The following is a 16,110-nucleotide window of genomic DNA, read 5'->3' on the forward strand; positions in this document are numbered from 1 at the left end:
TGAGCCGTATCAAGACGTGACTCAGGGAGGGCGTGGGCCATATGACGGCGGCTGCGGGGCTGCAGACCGTTCTGACCGTACCGAAGCGTTTCCGGGGACCCGAGGGCACCGCCAACGGCGGATGGATCGCGGGCACCCTCGCCGGCACGCTGACGGGGTGCGGTCACGACTCGCCGGTGGAGGTCACCCTTCGCAGACCGGTCCCGCTGGAGACCGGCCTGTCGGTCGAGCACGTCGGCAACGCCGTCGTCCTCAGCCAGGGCGACAGCCACCTCGTCGAGGCGATCCCCGTCGCCGAGACGCTGACGCCGCCGCCGTTCGTGCGGTTCACCGACGCGGCCCGCGCGGAGGCGGGGTTCCCCGGCAGGCACGGCCACGGCATCGCGGGCTGCTTCGCCTGCGGGCTGCGCGAGCCGGGCGACGGGCTGCGGATCTTCCCCGGCCCGGTGGAGGACCCGGTGGAGGGCGCCGAGCTCGTGGCCGCCGGCTGGCGGGTGCCGTTCAACGTGACCGACGAGCAGGGCGTGGTCCCCGACTCGATCGTCTGGGCGGCGCTGGACTGCGCCACCGGATGGGCGCACTACCGCAGCTTCCCGGATCGGCGGCCCATCCAGCCCCCGCTGCTCGGGCGGCTGACCGGACAGGTGTTCCGCCGGGTCTACCCGATGGGCAGATACTCGGTCGTGGCCCGGGCGGAGGGGCGCGACGGCCGCAAGCTGTTCGGCACGAGCGCGGTCTACGAGGTGGACGGCGCGCTCGTCGCCGCCGCCAAGGCCACCTGGATCCTGCCCCGCCAGTGACGGCCGGTCACTGCTGGGAGCCCCTGGCCGCACGGGGGAGCAGCGTGGTCAGCAGGGCCGCCAGCAGGAACGCGGCGGCGTCGTACCAGAGCGTGGCCGGGGCCGCGAAGTAGAGGCTCGCGCCGCCCCGATCGTCGGCCAGACCGGCGAAGACGGCCCCGACCACGACGATGCCGGCCGCCGCGCCGAGCTGCCGGGCGGTTCGGCTGTCCGGCGGCGGGTGACCTGTTCCAGGGCCATTCGACGGTCACCCAGGATGAAGCGCGCGACCGAGGCGGGACAGGGCCGGCGTCAGGCGGCCGAGGATCTCGTCCAGGACGGCCGGGCTCGTGGCGAAGTTGAGCCGCGCGTACCCGCTCGTGTGCACAGGTGTCCCCTGCGAGAAGTCGGCGCCCTCGGCCAGTTTGACTCCCGCCTCGCGCTCCAGGCGCTCGGCCGGCGCGCCGCCCTTGAGCGGCGTGCCGGTGAAGTCGAACCAGCTCAGGTAGGTGGCCTGCGGCGAGTGGTAGCCGAGGTCCCACGGCAGGTCCGCCGCCCACCGCTCGATCGTCAGCCGGTTGCGCTCCAGCGTCCGCATCAGGCCGGCGTGCCAGTCCGCCGACTGCCGCCACGCCGCGACGGTGGCCGCGCGGCCCACGACGCCCGGGTCGCCGAAGTACTCCTGCGGCACGCGCGACAGCGCCTCCCACACGCCGTCGTGTCCGACGTGCGCGACGGCGCAGCGCAGCCCCGCGATGTTGAACGCCTTGGTCGCGGAGGTCGCGGTGATCGTCCGCGCCGCCGTCCCCGGCCCGAGCGAGGCGAACGGCAGGTGGCGGTGCGGCGCGTAGGCGAGGTCGGCGTGGATCTCGTCCGAGACGACCACGAGGTCCAGCTCCTGAGCGGCCTCGGCGAGCGCGGCCAGTTCCGCCCGGGTGAAGACCCGGCCGGTCGGGTTGTGCGGGTTGACGAGCACCAGCATGCGGCAGCCCTCCGCGCGCAGCCGCCCGGCCAGCCCTTCGGCCGTGAAGCCCCAGCCGTGTCCGGTTCGCGTCATGGGCAGCGGCACGATGCGGCGTCCCGCCCCGGCGACGCTCGCCAGGAACGGCGGATAGGACGGCACGTGGATCGCCACCCCGTCACCGGGCCGCGTAGCCAGTTCGATCATCACCTGGAGGATCTGGATCACGTCGGTGAGCACCCGGGTGCGGCCCGGCCGGGGAGTCCAGCCGTGCCGCGTGGCCATTCGCTCATCGAACGCCTCGGCCACCGGGTCCTCGCCCGGCCAGTACGGGTAGCCGAAGTCCTCCCGCTCGGCCAGGCGGATCACGCACTCCCGCACGGCGGGCGGCACCCCGAAGTCCATGTCGGCGACCCAGGCGCCGAGGACGCCGGGCGCGAGCGAGCCCCACTTGACGCCGGATCCGGAGCGCAGGCGTTCGACGTCGACGTGGGCGAAGACATCGCGGGACATGGCGGTCCTTCCGTGCGGGAGGCGGTCATCCGGTGAGGCGGGCGGCCACGACCGCGGCGCAGCGGGGGTCGAACAGGATCGTGTAGTGGTTGCAGTCCGGCACGACCTCGTCGCGCAGGCCGGGCAGTTCCGCCGCCCACCGCGCGGTGAGGTCGTCCGGGAGCATCCCGACGTCCTGGTTCAGCAGCCCCCTCGGTGCGCGGAGCAGGAACGGCGCGGGCTCGACGGCCTTCAGGGCCGCCCCGATCGCCTCGTGCTCGGTGAGCAGCCAGCGGCCGTCCTGCCGTACGGCGTCCTCGCGGGCACGCGAGCGGACGGCGCCGTCCGGCCCGGTGGCGTCGTAGCGGACGTACTCCTCGATCAGCGGGGACCAGTCATGGGCGAGCGCGGGATGGGCGCGGAAGAAGTCGAGGTAGGCGTCCACGCTCGGATAGGTCTGGGAGAGCCGGGCGATGGCCGGGCCGAGCGTCGCCTCCAGCACCTCGTCGGGGTCGGCCCCGGGCGGCAGCGGCAGCGGCAGGCCGCCGTCCACGAGCACCACCCGGTCGTAACGCCGGTGCGCGCCGTGCAGGGCCGCGACGTAGGCGCCCATCGAGTGCCCGGTGAGCACGCTCGTGCCGTCCGCGCCCACGTGCCGGGCGACCAGTTCCAGGTCCTCGGCGTGCCGGTCCAGGCCGTACGGGCCGGGCAGATCGGCGCTGTGGCCGCGCCCGCGCAGGTCCACGGCGACCAGCGACCAGCCGGGCGGCAGCGCCGCGGCCACCGCCCGCCACGCCACGAGCGAGGCGGTGATGCCGTGCGCCGCGATGATCAGGCGGGGACCGCCGCCGAACCTGGCGATCCGCAGCCGTCCGCCGGGGACGGCGACCTCATCGATGTTCATGTTTCGGACTGTACGGTACGACCCTCGTAGGTATCGCCTGTCCCGATATGTATCTTTAAGCTCTCCCATATGGGTGAACGTCTGATCGTCATCGAGCACGAGGCCGACGCCGGCCTGGGCTTCTTCGCCGGCTGGCTGGAGGCCGCGGGCGTCGAGGCCGAGGTCGTCCGGCCGTACAAGGGGGAGCAGGTGCCCGGACGCGCCCCCGGCGGGCTGCTGGTCCTCGGCGGCTCCGCGGCGGCCTGGGACGACGAGGGGTACGGCTGGCTGCCGGCCACCAGGGACCTGCTCGCCCGCGCCGTGAACGAGGGCGTGCCGACGCTCGGCATCTGCCTCGGCGCCCAGCTCATGACCATGGCCTGCGGCGGGATGGTCGAGCGCGGCGACGCGGGCCTGGAGATCGGCCTGGGGGAGATCGAGCCGCTGCCCGAGGCCGCCGCGGACCCGCTGCTGTCCGCGCTGCCCGGTGGCCCGGTCCGGGCGATCCAGTACCACTACGACGCCATGACCGTCCTGCCCGCGGGCGCCGTACGGCTGGCCACCGGCGCGCGGTACGCCAACCAGGCGTACCGGCTCGGCGACCGGGCCTGGGCCGTGCAGTTCCATCCCGAGGCCACGCCCGCGATCTTCGCCTCCTGGACCGGCGGCGGCGAACTGCCGCCCGAGCGCGCCGAGGAGCTTAACGCGCAGGTCGAGGCGGCCGGAGACGAGCTCGAGCGCACCTGGAGGCCGCTGGCCGAGGCGTTCGCGGCCCTGCTCGCCGCGCGCTCACATGAGCTGACATGGGCTGACATCGGCTGACATGGACGGATGGGTGCGCGGGCAAACCGCGTGATGGGCCGATTACGCAGAGAAACCGCTAAGGACGCCCGCAACGCGGAGGGTTAGCGTGTGCGCTGGGCCCGGCACGCGCCGGGCGGCGACATCCAAGGTCGGCTCCCCGCTGGGAGGCCGATCTCTGCGAGGAGGCTTCCGACCCATGTGTACGGTTACTGGGAAGGTTCGTCTCGGGGGGCCGACGTGATCGACGTCGGGGTGGAGGAAGGAACGGTGAACGCCGCGCCTCGGATACAGACGACGGCGGGGCGCCTGGCGGCGCTCGGATTCGCCGACGGCGCGCGGGCCGAGCGGCTGCTCGACGAGCTCGGCCCCGAGGCGGTCGGCGATTTCGCGCTGCTCGACGACCTCGTCAGGGCCGCCGACCCGGATCTGGCGCTCACCACGCTGAGCCGCCTGGTCGAGCGGGACCCGAGCGTGCTCGGGGCGTTCCGCGCCGACCCTGACCTGCGCCGCAGGCTGCTCGGCGTGTTCGGGCTCAGCGCGGCGCTCGGCGAGCACGTCGTACGGCACCCGGAGTGCCTGCCGTCCATCCGGTGGACGCGGTGGCCCACGCTCGGCGAGCTGCGCGAGGAGATGCTGCTCGCCGTCGGGGCGGACCCGGACGCGGCCGAGCCGGTGGCCGGGAGCGTCACCGCGGGGATCACGGCGCGGACCGCCGAGCCGGGCGCGGCCGGGCCGGCGATGGAGGCGCTGCGCGTCGCCTACCGCGGTCGCCTGCTGCACCTGGCCACCCGGGACGTGACCGGCGAGTGCACGCTCGCGGAGGCCGCCGCCGCGCTGGCCGACCTCGCCTCGGCCGCGCTGGAGGCCGCCCTCGCCATCGCCAGGGCCGAGGTGGCCGACGCGGGCGACGTACGGCTGGCCGTCATCGGCATGGGCAAGTGCGGGGCCCGGGAGCTGAACTACATCTCCGACGTCGACGTCGTCTTCGTGGCCGAGCCCAAGGAGGGCGTGGACGAGACCAAGGCGCTGCAGACCGCCACGCGCCTCGCGCAGGGCATGATGCGGGCCTGCTCGGCGAGCACCCCGGAGGGGGCGCTGTGGGAGGTGGACGCCAACCTGCGCCCCGAGGGCAAGATGGGCCCGCTCGTGCGCAGCATGGAAAGCCACCTGACCTACTACCGGCGGTGGGCCAAGACCTGGGAGTTCCAGGCGCTGCTCAAGGCGCGACCGGTCGCCGGCGACCTGGAGCTCGGCCAGGAGTACGTCGCCGCGGTCAACGAGCTGGTCTGGCAGGCCGCCGCCCGGCCCAACTTCGTGGAGGACGTGCAGGCCATGCGCCGCCGGGTGGAGGCGCACGTGCCGGCGGGCGAGGCCGACCGGCAGATCAAGCTCGGGCCGGGCGGGCTGCGGGACATCGAGTTCGCCGTCCAGCTCCTCCAGCTCGTGCACGGCCGCTCCGACCCGCTGCTGCGGCGCCGGGCCACGCTGTCGGCCCTCGCCGCCCTGTCCAGGGGCGGCTACGTCGGGCGCGACGACGCCAAGGCGCTCGCCGAGGCCTACACCTTCCTGCGCCAGGTCGAGCACATGCTCCAGCTCCACCGGCTGCGCCGCACCCACGTGGTGCCGTCGGACACCGCCGACCTGCGGCGGCTCGGCCGGGGGCTGGGCATGACGACCGACCCGGTGGGGGAGTTCACCACCACCTGGAAGCGGCACGCGCTGGAGGTGCGGCGGCTCCACGAGAAGCTGTTCTACCGCCCGCTGCTGCAGGCCGTCGCCCGCCTGCCCGAGACCGAGGCCCGCCTGTCCACGGCCGCCGCCACCGCGCGGCTGGAGGCGCTCGGCTACGCCGACCCCGAGGGCGCGCTGCGCCACATCGCCGCGCTCACCAGCGGCGTCTCCCGCCGGGCGGCCATCCAGCGGACGCTGCTTCCGGTCATGCTCGGCTGGTTCGCCGACGCCCCCGACCCCGACGCCGGCCTGCTCGGCTTCCGCCAGGTGAGCGACAAGCTCGGCACCACGCCGTGGTATCTGCGTCTGCTGCGCGATGAGACCGCCGTGGCCGAGCGCCTCGCGCGCCTGCTCGGCACCAGCAGGTACGTCACCGGGCTGCTGCTGCACGCCCCCGAGGCCGTCGCGATGCTGGGCTCGCCCGCCGAGCTCGCCGTACGGCAGGCCGCGACGCTCGCCGCCGAGGCCGCCGCCGCGGTGGGCCGCCACGCGGAGAGCGCCGAGACCGCCGTCGCCGCCGTCCGGGCGCTGCGCCGCAGGGAACTGCTCCGCACGGCCTGCGCCGACCTGTCCGGGCTGATCGACATCGAGCAGGTCGGCCAGGCCCTCTCGTCGCTGAACGACGTCACGATCCAGGCGGCGCTGGACACGGCGATCAACAAGGTCACGCTGGAGCGGCGGGCCGCGTTCCCGACCCGGATGGCCGTGATCGCCATGGGGCGCCTGGGCGGCCTGGAGAGCTCCTACGCCAGCGACGCCGACGTCATGTTCGTGCACGCGCCGCTGCCGGGCGTGGCCGAGCGGGACGCGACCGGCGCCGCGCACGCGGTGGCCGAGGAGACGCGCAGGCTGCTCGCGCTGCCCGCCCCCGACCCGCCGCTGCAGATCGACGCGGGCCTGCGGCCGGAGGGCCGGCAGGGGCCGCTCGTGCGCACCATCGCCTCCTACCGCGCCTACTACGACCGCTGGGCCTCGCACTGGGAGGCCCAGGCGCTGCTGCGGGCCCGGTTCTGCGCCGGCGACGCCGAACTCGGCCGCGAGTTCGTCGCGCTCGTCGACCCGCTGCGCTACCCGGCCGAGGGCATCTCCGCCGACGCCGTACGCGAGATCCGCAAGCTCAAGGCCCGCATGGAGGCCGAGCGGCTGCCGCGCGGCGCCGACCCGGCCCTGCACACCAAGCTCGGCAGGGGCGGGCTGAGCGACGTGGAGTGGGTGGCCCAGCTCATCCAGCTGCGGCACGCGGGAGCCGTACCGGCGCTCCGGACGACGCGCACGCTGGAGGCGCTGCGCGCGGCGGCGGGGGAGGGCCTGCTCGACCCGGCCGACGAGGAGGTGCTCGCGCAGGCGTGGCTGTTCGCCTCGCGCATCCGCGACGCCCTCATGCTGGTGCGCGGCCGGGCGGCCGACAGCATCCCCACCCCGGTCAAGGAGCGCGTGCTGCTCGCGCGGGCGCTCGGCTACCCGCCCGAGGGCACCGAGGACTTCGTCGAGGACTACCGGCGCGCCACCCGGCGGGCCAGGACTGTGGTGGAGCGCGTCTTCTACGAGGACTGAGTCCGATCGGGCCGGGGGCCCGATCGGGTCGAGGGGGGATTGCCGCCTTCGCGCGATGCTTGTTCCGAATGACGCATATGTATGCGCATCGGAGCGTTGCCATCGCAGCCCGTAACGTGTATCAACGGGTGCGGGTGATCTCTTTGATCTCGTATTACGCCGATCTGGCCATCGGGCTGATCCTGGCCTTCCTGTTGCTGTCGCTTGTCGTCAGCGGCATCAACGAGGGCATCGTCAGGCTGCTCGGAATCCGCAGCAAGTTCCTGTGGGCGTACCTGCGCGACACTCTCGACGGAGCGGAGACGGCGGACGGGACCTCCCGGCTGGACCGGATCCTGGACGCGCTCAAGGGGTTCGGGCGCAAGGCGCGGACGCCGCTCACGCAGGCGGCGTCGCCGGAGGAGGGCCGCTCGCGCCTGCCGGCCAGCGTGCTGGGGGTGTTCGCGCGGCTGCCGTTCGGCCGGGACCCGCGGCCCGCGTTCAGCCGTCAGCCGCCGCCCGTGGAGAGCCCGCCGCTCGCCGCCGCCGCGGACTCCGTGGCCGCCGAGCAGATGGCCGCCGAGCAGATGGCCGCCGAGCAGGCGACGGCCGAGCAGGCGACGGCCGAGCAGGTGACCGCGGCCGGGGAGACCGCGGACCCTGCTCACCCCGCCGGACAGGCCGATCCCGTGGAGGCCGCCGTCCTCACGGTGGACCCGGTGGCGGACGGCGCCGGGGCCGGGGCGCTGCCGCCAGGCCAGGGCAAGTCGATGGCCGAGCTGCTCCACGAACGGCTGCAGGAGATCGACCACAACAAGCGCGGAAGGACGAGCATCGCCGACATCCCGCCCGCGCGCTTCGCCGTCGCCGTCATGGAGATCGCCACCGAACACGGCGGCGTGGAGGCCCTCATGCGGGACCTCGACGCGCTCAAGAGCCCCTTCTCCCGGCCGCTCAAGGCCGTGTGGGACAGGGCGAGCCACGACCTGGAGGCGTTCCGGCGCGGCGTCGAGGACTGGTTCGACGGCGAGATGGAGCGGCTCAGCCTGCTCTACCGCCGCTACGTCCGCTGGGTCCTCGTCGCGCTCGGCCTCGTCGTGACGCTGGTGTTCAGCATGGACTCCCTGGAGTACGGCAAGACGCTGCTGCGCGACAACGCCTACCGCAGCGCGGTGTCCGCGTTCGGCCAGGCGGGCCCCCAGGCGCTGGAGTCAATACGTGAGCAGTGCGAGCCGGGCCAGGATCCGTACGCGTGCGTCACCGATGTGCTGAGCACCCCGGCGTTCGTGAAGATCTTCACGAACGCCCCGGTGAGCGTCACGATGGACGCGTCCGGCGGCCCGGTGTGGGCCTGGCACGGCGGGGACTGGTGGCAGCGCCTCACGTCGCCGGGCCACTGGCCGGGGTTCCTCGTCACCCTGATCGCCCTGTTGTTCGGCGCGCCGTTCTGGTGGGACATCCTGCGCCGCCTGAGCGGCCTGCGCACCCGGACCTCCGGCTCCACCCCGTCCTGACGGGCGGCGCGTACCCGGTCCGGGTGGGAGAACCCGCGCGCTCTGTGTATGCGGTAGACCTCGCGGAGGGGATCGAGCAGGGGATGCGGGAGGGACGGCTGCGGCCCGACGATCCCCTGGAGGTCGCCATGGCCGTCATCGCGCTGGTCCAGGACCTCGTCCGGCTCTACCTGGGCAACCGCATCGGCATGTCGGAGCAGGACTTCCGCTCGCTGTGCGAGCGGTCCGCGCGGAGGATGGTCAATGGGCTCACAGGTTGAACCGCACACGGCGTCGCCGGACGCCGTGGACGGCACGGGCGGGACCGACCGCGCGCGTCTGGCGATCGCCGTATTCGGCGGCTTCGCGGGCTCGGCCCCAGCGTTCTTCAACGGCACGGGGTTGTCGCCCGTGCCCGCCGTGGCCTGGATCGCTCCACTGGGCGTGTTCCTGCTGGCCCCGCGGGTCACCGCCAGGTGGAGCGCCGCCGTCGCCTTCGCGGCGTACCTCGCCGGGACGGCCGGCAGCTGGGACTACCTCCTGCGGCCCCGCCCGTCCCTCGCGATCCCGCTGCCGGCCGCGCTGTCGATCATCATCGGCGGGTCGGCGCTTTTCGCCCTGACCACGCTCCTGTTCCGCGCGCTGGTCGTCCGGGGCCTCGTGACGCTCGCCGCGTTCGCCGCCCCCGCGGCCTGGGTGAGCGGCCTCTACCTGGCCTCGCTCGCCAGTCCCTCCGGGGTGCTGGGGCCGCTGGCCACCTCCCAGGCCGACGTCACCACAGTGGTCCAGATCGCCTCCGTCACGGGCGCCTGGGGTGTGGAGTACCTCGTCATGTTCGCGTCCTCGGCCCTCGCGGCGCTGTTCGCGCCTCGTGTCACGCGGGCCGTACGGGTGCGCGCCGGCGTCGCCGCGGCCGCGGTGTTCACGCTCGCCCTCGGGTACGGCGTGCTCCGGCTGGAGGGCGCGCATGGAGCCGGAAGACCGCAGAACGTCGCCGTGGTCGCCAGGGGCAGGGGTCACTGGGGCGCCGACGTCTCCACGAGCGAGGGCGAGTCCCTGGTCAGGGCATACGCGAAGCGGATCGCCGCGCTGCCCGCCGGAGTGGAGCTCGTGGTGCTGCCCGAGGCCGGGTTCGCCGCGGACGACGCCTCCCTGGCGTCCCTCGTGGGCCCGATGGCACGCGTCGCACGTTCGAGGGGCACGGACATCGTGGCCGGGCTGCTCCACACCACGGCCGAGGGGACGTACAACGCGGCCCTGGCGATCCCGTCGGACGGCGGCGCGCCCGTGGAGTATCGCAAGTGGAACGTCGGGGCGGGCGAGGACCTGCGGCCCGGCCACGACCTGGTCTTCCTCCCCGGCGGCTCCCACACCGCCCTGGAGGTCTGCGCGGACGTCAACGTCCCCGCTCCCACCCGCGACTACGCGGCGGTGGGGGCCGCTCTGCTGGCGGTCCCGGCGTCGGACGAGGACGTCGACGGATGGCAGCACAGCCGCACGGCGCTGCTGCGGGGCGTGGAGAACGGGCTCGCCATGGCCTGGTCGGCGCAGCGGGGCGTGCCGATGGTCTCCGACGGCCGGGGTCGCGTGCTGGCCGAGGCCGTGACCGCCCGCCCGCGCGACTTCGCCGTCGCGTCCGCCCGGGTGACGCCGGGCCCGGGCGCCACGCTCTACACCCGGATCGGGGACGCGTTCGCCTGGCTCTGCCTGCTCACCGCGCTGGCCGGTCTGACCTTCCTCCGCATGCGGCGGCCGCGACCGGACGCCGCGGTCTGAGGCCGCGATATCCGGTTGCGGCGGCCGGACCGCCGTGCGTACGGTCTGCGGGGTGGTGGAGGGCGTCGCGCGTGGGCGAGGGCCGGGCGGGTCGCTGTGGCGGCACCGGGACTTCATGCTGCTGTGGAGCGGTCACACGGTGAGCCTGTTCGGCTCGCAGATCAGCTGGATCGCTCTGCCGATGGTCGCGGTCGCCGGACTGCACGCCACCACGTTCGAGGTGGCGGTGCTGGGGGCCATGAGCACGCTGCCCGCGCTGCTCGTCTCGCTGCCGGCCGGCGTGCTGGCCGACCGCCATCGCAGGCGGCGGCTCATGATCGCCTGCGACGCGGGATGCGCGCTGGCCATGGCGTCGGTGCCGGTCGCCGCCGTGGCGGGCCGGGTCACGATGTCCCAGCTCTACGCGGTCACCCTGGTCGTCGGCGCGCTCGGGGTGGTCTTCGCCACCGCGGCGGGAAGCCTGACGCCGGTGCTGCTCGGCGGGGACCGGCTCGCCGACGCCAACGCCAAGATGAACACGGCCCGCGGCCTGGCCGAGATGGCCGGGCCGAGCGCCGGAGGCTTCCTGGTGGGCCTGGTGGGCGCCGCCCGCGCGGTCGCCGCGGACGCCCTCTCGTACGCCGTGAGCGCCGCCGCCCTGGCGTCGATGCGCGTGCGGGAGCCGAAGCCCGAGCGCACCCCGCATCGTGGGCGCTTCCTCGGCGAGATCGCCGAGGGGCTGCGGTTCGTGCTCGCCCAGCCGGTGCTGCGCGTGCTCGCCCTCTCCGGGGCGGTCAGTGCCGTGCTGCTGCGCGGGATCAGCTCCATGTGGCTGCTGTACGTCGTCAGGGAGCTGGGCTGGAGCGCCCGGGCGGCCGGGCTCGTCTACGGCCTGAGCCTTGTCGGCGGGGTCGCCGGGAGCATGGTGGCCGGGCGGGTGACGGCCCGGCTCGGCATGGGCCGCGTGATCGTCCTCGGCGCCCTGCTGTCGGCCCCCTTCGAGCTGGTCACCCCTCTCGTGGCGCCCGGCCTGGCCGGCCAGTGGACCGTCGGGCTGGTCTTCACCTTCCTGACGGCCGCCGGGATGGTCCAGATGACCGCAGCCCAGACCGCGCGCCAGTTGCTGTGCCCGCCCGGCATGCTCGGCCGGATGAACGGCTCCACCCACTTCATGCAGGCGGGACTGCTGCCGCTCGGGCCGCTCCTGGCCGGCGCCCTGGGCACCTGGATCGGCCTGCGCCCGGCCCTGATCATCCTGGGCGCCGCGACCCTGCTGTGGCCGCTCCTGCTGTTCCTGTCACCCGTACGCACTCTGGATGTGAGATGAACCTCGTGGACGACGACCGGTCGCGCTCTTCCCGGCGGCTCGCGAAGAGATCCTGAGCCCGGACTCGGCGGATCACGCGCATCCGGAGGTTGCCGGGCCGCAGGGCGTGCGGGAGGCGGCCGAGCGGATCCGCCGCGCGCAGCCGGAAGCCGGTGATCCGCGACGGCGCCGGCGTCACGCCACCTTCGCGGACGGGGCGCTCCACGTGTTGCAGGACCCGGGGTCGCCGGACTTGAATCCCTCGCCGGCCCAGTAGGTGATCGACCTCCTGCTCCCGCCGTCCTTGCCCGCCCAGCCGCGCAGGTAGAAGAGCAGGTCGTCCCAGTCCTCGCGAGGACGGTGGAGGGACTCCCAGACGCTTCGCAGGGAGGCTCCGGCGAGGCAGTGGGCCTGCAGGTTGTAGCGCCGGTTCTGCTCGGCGAGTTCGGCCTTGCTCCGGTAGCGGAGGTTCTCCCAGGCCCGGTAGATACCGGCGACGTTCTGCACGTGCTCTCCGTACTTCGTCGCCAGCAGGTTGAACAGGTAGAGATCCCCCGGCTCCTTGAGAAGGTCCTTGGAGAGCACCATCAGAACGGTACGAGACGCGTCGCAGTAGTAGGCGTCCCAATCGTCCTTGCGCCACTTGAGCCCGCAGTACTTCGCCGGCACCTTGTCGGCGTACGTGAGCTTCACGCGGGACTGCTTCAGCCCCGCCTGGTCCAATTCAGGAGCCCAGGAACGGTTGAGACACTCCAGAACACCGGCCAGATAGCTCTTCGCCGATTTCACGTCCCTCTTCTTCACCGGTCTTTCCCGGCAGGCGGTGGTCGGCAGAGGGCCCGCGCCGTACAGGCGGTTGTCGGTGAGGGTCCCGTCCTTGACCGGGTGGGCGGCGGCCGATACGGAGGCGGCGGGGACGAGCCCCAGGGCGGTCGAACCGGCAAGCGCGATCATGGCGAGTTTCACGGACGACGAGGCTAGGCCAAACAAAAGTCCGTGCGGAAGCCTTTTGCGAATTTCGATCCGCCCGGTGCTGCCCGCAGCGAGGTGTAGAACAAGACGACGGTGTCCGGCAGCCGGAAGCGGATATGGAGCGTGCATGGTCATCAGACGCGCCGAACCGGGGGACGCGGAGGCGATCGCCGCCGTCCACGTGAGGTCGTGGCAGGCCGCCTACCCGGGTCTCATGCCCCAGGCCCATCTCGACGGCCTCACTCCGGCCATGCGCCTGCCTGTCTGGAACCGGCTGCTGGGGGAGTCGCCGCCGCGTACGGAGGTCCTCGTGGCGGAGGCGGACGGCTCCGTCGCCGGGTTCGCCGCGTTCGGCCCCGGGCGGGACGACGACGTCGACCCCGCCACGGTGGCGGAGATCTCGGCGATCTACCTGATGCCCGAGGTGTGGGGCGCCGGGGTCGGCGGGCGTCTCATGGCCGCCGCGCTGGACGGCCTCGCCGCCGGCGGGTACGAGCAGGCCACCCTCTGGGTCATCGACGGGAGCACCCGCGCGCGGCGGTTCTACGAGCGCGGCGGCTGGCGCCCCGACGGCGCCGTCCAGCGGGACGAGTCGGACGGCTTCCCGCTGACCGAGGTCCGCTACCGCCGGGCGCTGCACCGTTGTTGACTCACCGACCGGCCTGGTGATAGATCCTGTGCCAGCGTCGCGGTGCACCCGGCAAGGAGACCGCCGAGGGCATGGAGGCGCCGGTACAAGGGACGACCTTGACGACATCGCATGGACGCCTGACGGCGTTCGGCAACCAGCTGATCGACGTACACATCTGGCTCCGTGAGGAGCTCGCGGCGCTGCGCGAGGACATCGACGCCTATCTCGCCGGCGGCGCGCGCCCCCGCGAACTGCGGGCCCACTGCCTGGCCTTCTGCTCCGCGCTGAACCGCCACCACACGGGTGAGGACGACGGCGCGTTCCCCGAACTCGCCCGGCGGTTCCCCGAGCTGCGCCCGGTGCTGGAGGAACTGCGCCGCGACCACCGCCTGGTGGAGGATTCCCTCCGGCGGCTCCAGGCTCTGGCCGGCCGTCTGGACCGGGCGGCGGACCCCGCCGAGGTGCGCCGTGAGCTGGACAGCCTGGCCGCGCTGATGGAGACGCACTTCGTCTACGAGGAGAAGCGGATCGTCTCGGCACTCAACGCGCTGGACGCGCCGGACTGGCGCCGCTCCCGGCCGGAGTTCCTGCGCACGGACGAGGGCGAATCCTGAGCGGGACGGGAGCAGGGCGCGTCAGTCGAAGTCGACGCAGACCACGTACCAGCCGTCCGACAGGCGCTCGGCGCCGGAGACGTCGAGAAGGCGCACGTCACCGCCCGGCAGGTAGGCGAAGCCACACTGCTCCAGCATGCCGCCGGACCCGGCCACACGAAGCTGGGTGACACCGTTCCAGCGCTGGACGCTCTCGATGGAGAACAGGCCGGCGCGGTCTCCCGTGCTCGCCCAGCGCTCGTCTTCCGGCAGTGACCGCACGTAGCGGGTGAGGGCCGGTTCGGAGACCAGGAAGGCCGCTTTCATGGGGATGTCGAAGCTCACCAGCGCGAGGGTGAGGGCTCCGGCGAGGGGCGGCACGAGGGCCCAGCGACTGCGCCTGTAGTCACGGAAGAAGAGGAGCACGACCCACATCAGCCCGGACAGCGACCACGCGGGTATGAGCACCAAGATCAGCCCGAAGCTGCCGCCGGGGGGAACCGCGGCGACGACGGTCAGGGCGCAGACCGCGACCATCGGCGCGGTGAGCGCCAGGCGCCACCACCAATCCCTGTACGTCCTGTTGCCGGCCATCCCCGCATCCTCGCCCACCATCCCTCGCCGTGACCTGGAATCCCAGAAATCGGCAGAGGTCTAGCCGCCGGGCTTCGTCCAGGTCAGGGAGTACCGGCGGAGCACGTGCCGGCGATAGCGCACCCCGGGCAGCAGGCGGCGTGCCGCGGCCCGCACCTGCCCGTAGCTCATCCGCGGCTCGGCCACCGGCATCCCCTCGGGCCCCCGCGCGTGGCGCAGCACCTTCGTGATCCGTACGACGGGGGCGGCCGCGATCGTCGCCGCCCACTCCGCAGGGGAGGCCTCGCGGGCAAGGCCGACCACCACCAGCGTGCCTCCGGGGCGCAGCGATTCGCGCATCCGGATGAGGGCCGCGTCGAAGTCCATGTGGTGGATCGTGGACACCGAGCAGACGAAGTCGTACCCCCCGACGGGCAGGGCGGCGGTGAGGAAGTCGCCCTCGACGAAGGTGAGTTCCGGCTGACCGGCGGACAGCTCGCGGGCGCGCGCGATCATCTCCGGCGAGCTGTCGACGCCGGTGACGCGCTTGGCCAGGCCGGCCAGCTTCCGCGCGAGCAGGCCGTCCCCGCAGCCGACGTCCAGCGCGTCACCGCACCCTTCGGGGACGGCGCGGAGGATGCCCGGGTGCCGGGCGACGTTGGTGTTCCAGTACGGCTCCGAGTCGGCGTGGCGCATTGGATCATCGTAGGGCGGGCGTCAAGACGAAATCCCGGAAGCGCACGGCGGGGGCGGCCGGGGCGTGATCGGTACGCCAGGTGAGGCCGATGGTGCGGCGGGCGGCCTCCGCCGCGATCCTGACGCCGACGGTGCCGGACTGGCCGGTGAAGGGCTCAGGGACGATGGCCACGCCGAGCCCGGCCGCGACCAGGCCCTCGATGGTCGCGAGGTCCTGGCTCTCGAAGGAGACCGCCGGGGACACCCCGGCGTCGCGCAGCAGCGCGTCGACCAGGGCGCGGTAGCCGAAGCCGACCGGCGTGGTGACGAGCTCCTCGTCCGCCAGCTCCCGGAGCTCCACCTCCTTCCGGTCACGTAGCCGGTGGCTCGGCGGCACGACCAGCACCAGCCGCTCCTCCTGCAGGGGGTGCCAGCCGAAGTCCCCGGACGGGCGTGGGGAGGTGATCGCGAGGTCGGCGGCCCCGGTGCGCAGGTCCTGGACGATCTCGTGCGCCGGCTCCTGACGCAGCAGGATCCGCATCCGGGGGGCGTGCTCGTGGAAGGAGCGCAACAGCCGGGGGACGAGAGAGGTGGCGATGGAGTCGAGGAAGGCCAGGCGCACCACGCCGGTGTCCGGGTCGAGCAGGCTCCGGAGGTCGGCCAGCAGCTGCTCGTAGCGTGCCGTGAGGTCGCGCGCGGCCGCCACCACGAGCCTCCCGTTGGGCGTCAGGTGGACGCCGTCCGGCGCGCGCTCGAACATCCGGGTGCCGAGCTCGGCCTCCATGCGGGCGAGGGCGCGCGAGAGCGTCGGCTGGCTGGTGCGGAGGACGGCGGCGGTGTCGGTTACGTGCTGGTGGTCGGCGAGGGCGACCAGCCAGGACAGGTCCCGGAGCAGCATGCCCGCCATCATACGCATCGCGTATCGGAAC

At 73.5% G+C, this 16,110-nt stretch carries 16 protein-coding genes; 9 read left to right on the forward strand and 7 right to left on the reverse strand.

The genetic code is table 11. From position 1 onward, the window contains the following. Window positions 1–41 precede the first annotated feature (41 nt). Complete coding sequence (locus ABZ857_RS12160) at window positions 42–800, forward strand: hypothetical protein (RefSeq protein ID WP_357041646.1); 759 nt, start codon at window positions 42–44, stop codon at window positions 798–800. Window positions 801–807: 7 nt separating this feature from the next. On the opposite strand, the gene ABZ857_RS12165 is transcribed toward ABZ857_RS12160, so the two are convergent. From ABZ857_RS12165 to ABZ857_RS12175, 3 genes are all read right to left on the reverse strand, one after another. Further along, window positions 808–966 (reverse strand): hypothetical protein, encoded by a 159-nt coding sequence (locus ABZ857_RS12165; protein WP_357041649.1) that lies wholly within the window; start codon window positions 964–966, stop codon window positions 808–810. 81 nt (window positions 967–1,047) lie between these two features. Further along, a complete protein-coding gene (locus ABZ857_RS12170; RefSeq protein ID WP_357041652.1) occupies window positions 1,048–2,253 on the reverse strand; it encodes an aminotransferase class I/II-fold pyridoxal phosphate-dependent enzyme in 1,206 nt (401 codons plus the stop codon). 25 nt (window positions 2,254–2,278) lie between these two features. After that, entirely contained in the window at window positions 2,279–3,136 is an 858-nt protein-coding gene (locus ABZ857_RS12175; RefSeq protein WP_357041655.1) for an alpha/beta fold hydrolase, read from the reverse strand. A gap of 69 nt (window positions 3,137–3,205) precedes the next feature. On the opposite strand from ABZ857_RS12175, the gene ABZ857_RS12180 reads away from it, so the two are divergent. The 6 genes from ABZ857_RS12180 to ABZ857_RS12205 all read left to right on the forward strand — a co-directional run bounded on the left by ABZ857_RS12180 (window position 3,206) and on the right by ABZ857_RS12205 (window position 11,758). After that, window positions 3,206–3,937: a type 1 glutamine amidotransferase gene (locus ABZ857_RS12180; RefSeq protein ID WP_357041659.1), complete on the forward strand. Its 732-nt coding sequence runs from the start codon at window positions 3,206–3,208 to the stop codon at window positions 3,935–3,937. Between the two features lie 249 nt (window positions 3,938–4,186). Next, on the forward strand, window positions 4,187–7,204 hold the full coding sequence (locus ABZ857_RS12185; RefSeq protein ID WP_357041662.1) for a bifunctional [glutamine synthetase] adenylyltransferase/[glutamine synthetase]-adenylyl-L-tyrosine phosphorylase: 3,018 nt from the start codon (window positions 4,187–4,189) through the stop codon (window positions 7,202–7,204). Window positions 7,205–7,338: 134 nt separating this feature from the next. After that, window positions 7,339–8,697: a hypothetical protein gene (locus ABZ857_RS12190; protein ID WP_357041665.1), complete on the forward strand. Its 1,359-nt coding sequence runs from the start codon at window positions 7,339–7,341 to the stop codon at window positions 8,695–8,697. Between the two features lie 44 nt (window positions 8,698–8,741). Continuing rightward, on the forward strand, window positions 8,742–8,957 hold the full coding sequence (locus tag ABZ857_RS12195) for a hypothetical protein (RefSeq protein ID WP_357041667.1): 216 nt from the start codon (window positions 8,742–8,744) through the stop codon (window positions 8,955–8,957). Then, entirely contained in the window at window positions 8,941–10,452 is a 1,512-nt protein-coding gene (locus tag ABZ857_RS12200) for a nitrilase-related carbon-nitrogen hydrolase (protein ID WP_357041670.1), read from the forward strand. The genes ABZ857_RS12195 and ABZ857_RS12200 overlap by 17 nt, the downstream gene beginning before the upstream one ends. 52 nt (window positions 10,453–10,504) lie before the next feature. Continuing rightward, on the forward strand, window positions 10,505–11,758 hold the full coding sequence (locus tag ABZ857_RS12205) for an MFS transporter (protein ID WP_357041673.1): 1,254 nt from the start codon (window positions 10,505–10,507) through the stop codon (window positions 11,756–11,758). 174 nt (window positions 11,759–11,932) lie between these two features. On the opposite strand, the gene ABZ857_RS12210 is transcribed toward ABZ857_RS12205, so the two are convergent. After that, the gene (locus ABZ857_RS12210; protein ID WP_357041676.1) at window positions 11,933–12,703 is read right to left on the reverse strand and encodes a neutral zinc metallopeptidase; all 771 of its coding nucleotides are present in this window, start codon (window positions 12,701–12,703) and stop codon (window positions 11,933–11,935) included. 133 nt (window positions 12,704–12,836) lie between these two features. On the opposite strand from ABZ857_RS12210, the gene ABZ857_RS12215 reads away from it, so the two are divergent. Next, window positions 12,837–13,358, forward strand: coding sequence for a GNAT family N-acetyltransferase (locus tag ABZ857_RS12215; RefSeq protein ID WP_357041679.1), 522 nt, complete (start codon window positions 12,837–12,839; stop codon window positions 13,356–13,358). Between the two features lie 98 nt (window positions 13,359–13,456). Continuing rightward, a complete protein-coding gene (locus ABZ857_RS12220) occupies window positions 13,457–13,954 on the forward strand; it encodes a hemerythrin domain-containing protein (RefSeq protein ID WP_357041682.1) in 498 nt (165 codons plus the stop codon). Window positions 13,955–13,975: 21 nt separating this feature from the next. Here the strand turns inward: ABZ857_RS12220 and ABZ857_RS12225 are convergent, their stop codons facing one another. The 3 genes from ABZ857_RS12225 to ABZ857_RS12235 are packed head-to-tail and all read right to left on the reverse strand — an operon-like array spanning window position 13,976 to window position 16,079. Beyond that, window positions 13,976–14,527, reverse strand: a complete 552-nt coding sequence (locus ABZ857_RS12225; RefSeq protein ID WP_357041685.1) for a hypothetical protein — start codon at window positions 14,525–14,527, stop codon at window positions 13,976–13,978. A 60-nt stretch (window positions 14,528–14,587) separates the two neighbouring features. Next, a complete protein-coding gene (locus ABZ857_RS12230) occupies window positions 14,588–15,202 on the reverse strand; it encodes a class I SAM-dependent methyltransferase (RefSeq protein ID WP_357041687.1) in 615 nt (204 codons plus the stop codon). 4 nt (window positions 15,203–15,206) lie between these two features. Next, the gene (locus ABZ857_RS12235) at window positions 15,207–16,079 is read right to left on the reverse strand and encodes a LysR family transcriptional regulator (protein ID WP_357041690.1); all 873 of its coding nucleotides are present in this window, start codon (window positions 16,077–16,079) and stop codon (window positions 15,207–15,209) included. Window positions 16,080–16,110 lie beyond the last annotated feature (31 nt).

The organism is Microbispora sp. NPDC046933 (assembly GCF_040644635.1).
Taxonomy (GTDB): domain Bacteria; phylum Actinomycetota; class Actinomycetes; order Streptosporangiales; family Streptosporangiaceae; genus Microbispora.

Excerpts from the sequence above, each read along its gene's own strand:
- ABZ857_RS12200 (WP_357041670.1), top strand. The coding sequence starts at position 8,941 with ATGGGCTCACAGGTTGAACCGCACACGGCGTCGCCGGACGCCGTGGAC.
- ABZ857_RS12225 (WP_357041685.1), bottom strand. The coding sequence starts at position 14,527 with ATGGCCGGCAACAGGACGTACAGGGATTGGTGGTGGCGCCTGGCGCTC.
- ABZ857_RS12180 (WP_357041659.1), top strand. The coding sequence starts at position 3,206 with ATGGGTGAACGTCTGATCGTCATCGAGCACGAGGCCGACGCCGGCCTG.
- ABZ857_RS12230 (WP_357041687.1), bottom strand. The coding sequence starts at position 15,202 with ATGCGCCACGCCGACTCGGAGCCGTACTGGAACACCAACGTCGCCCGG.
- ABZ857_RS12160 (WP_357041646.1), top strand. The coding sequence starts at position 42 with ATGACGGCGGCTGCGGGGCTGCAGACCGTTCTGACCGTACCGAAGCGT.
- ABZ857_RS12235 (WP_357041690.1), bottom strand. The coding sequence starts at position 16,079 with ATGCTGCTCCGGGACCTGTCCTGGCTGGTCGCCCTCGCCGACCACCAG.
- ABZ857_RS12170 (WP_357041652.1), bottom strand. The coding sequence starts at position 2,253 with ATGTCCCGCGATGTCTTCGCCCACGTCGACGTCGAACGCCTGCGCTCC.
- ABZ857_RS12175 (WP_357041655.1), bottom strand. The coding sequence starts at position 3,136 with ATGAACATCGATGAGGTCGCCGTCCCCGGCGGACGGCTGCGGATCGCC.
- ABZ857_RS12215 (WP_357041679.1), top strand. The coding sequence starts at position 12,837 with ATGGTCATCAGACGCGCCGAACCGGGGGACGCGGAGGCGATCGCCGCC.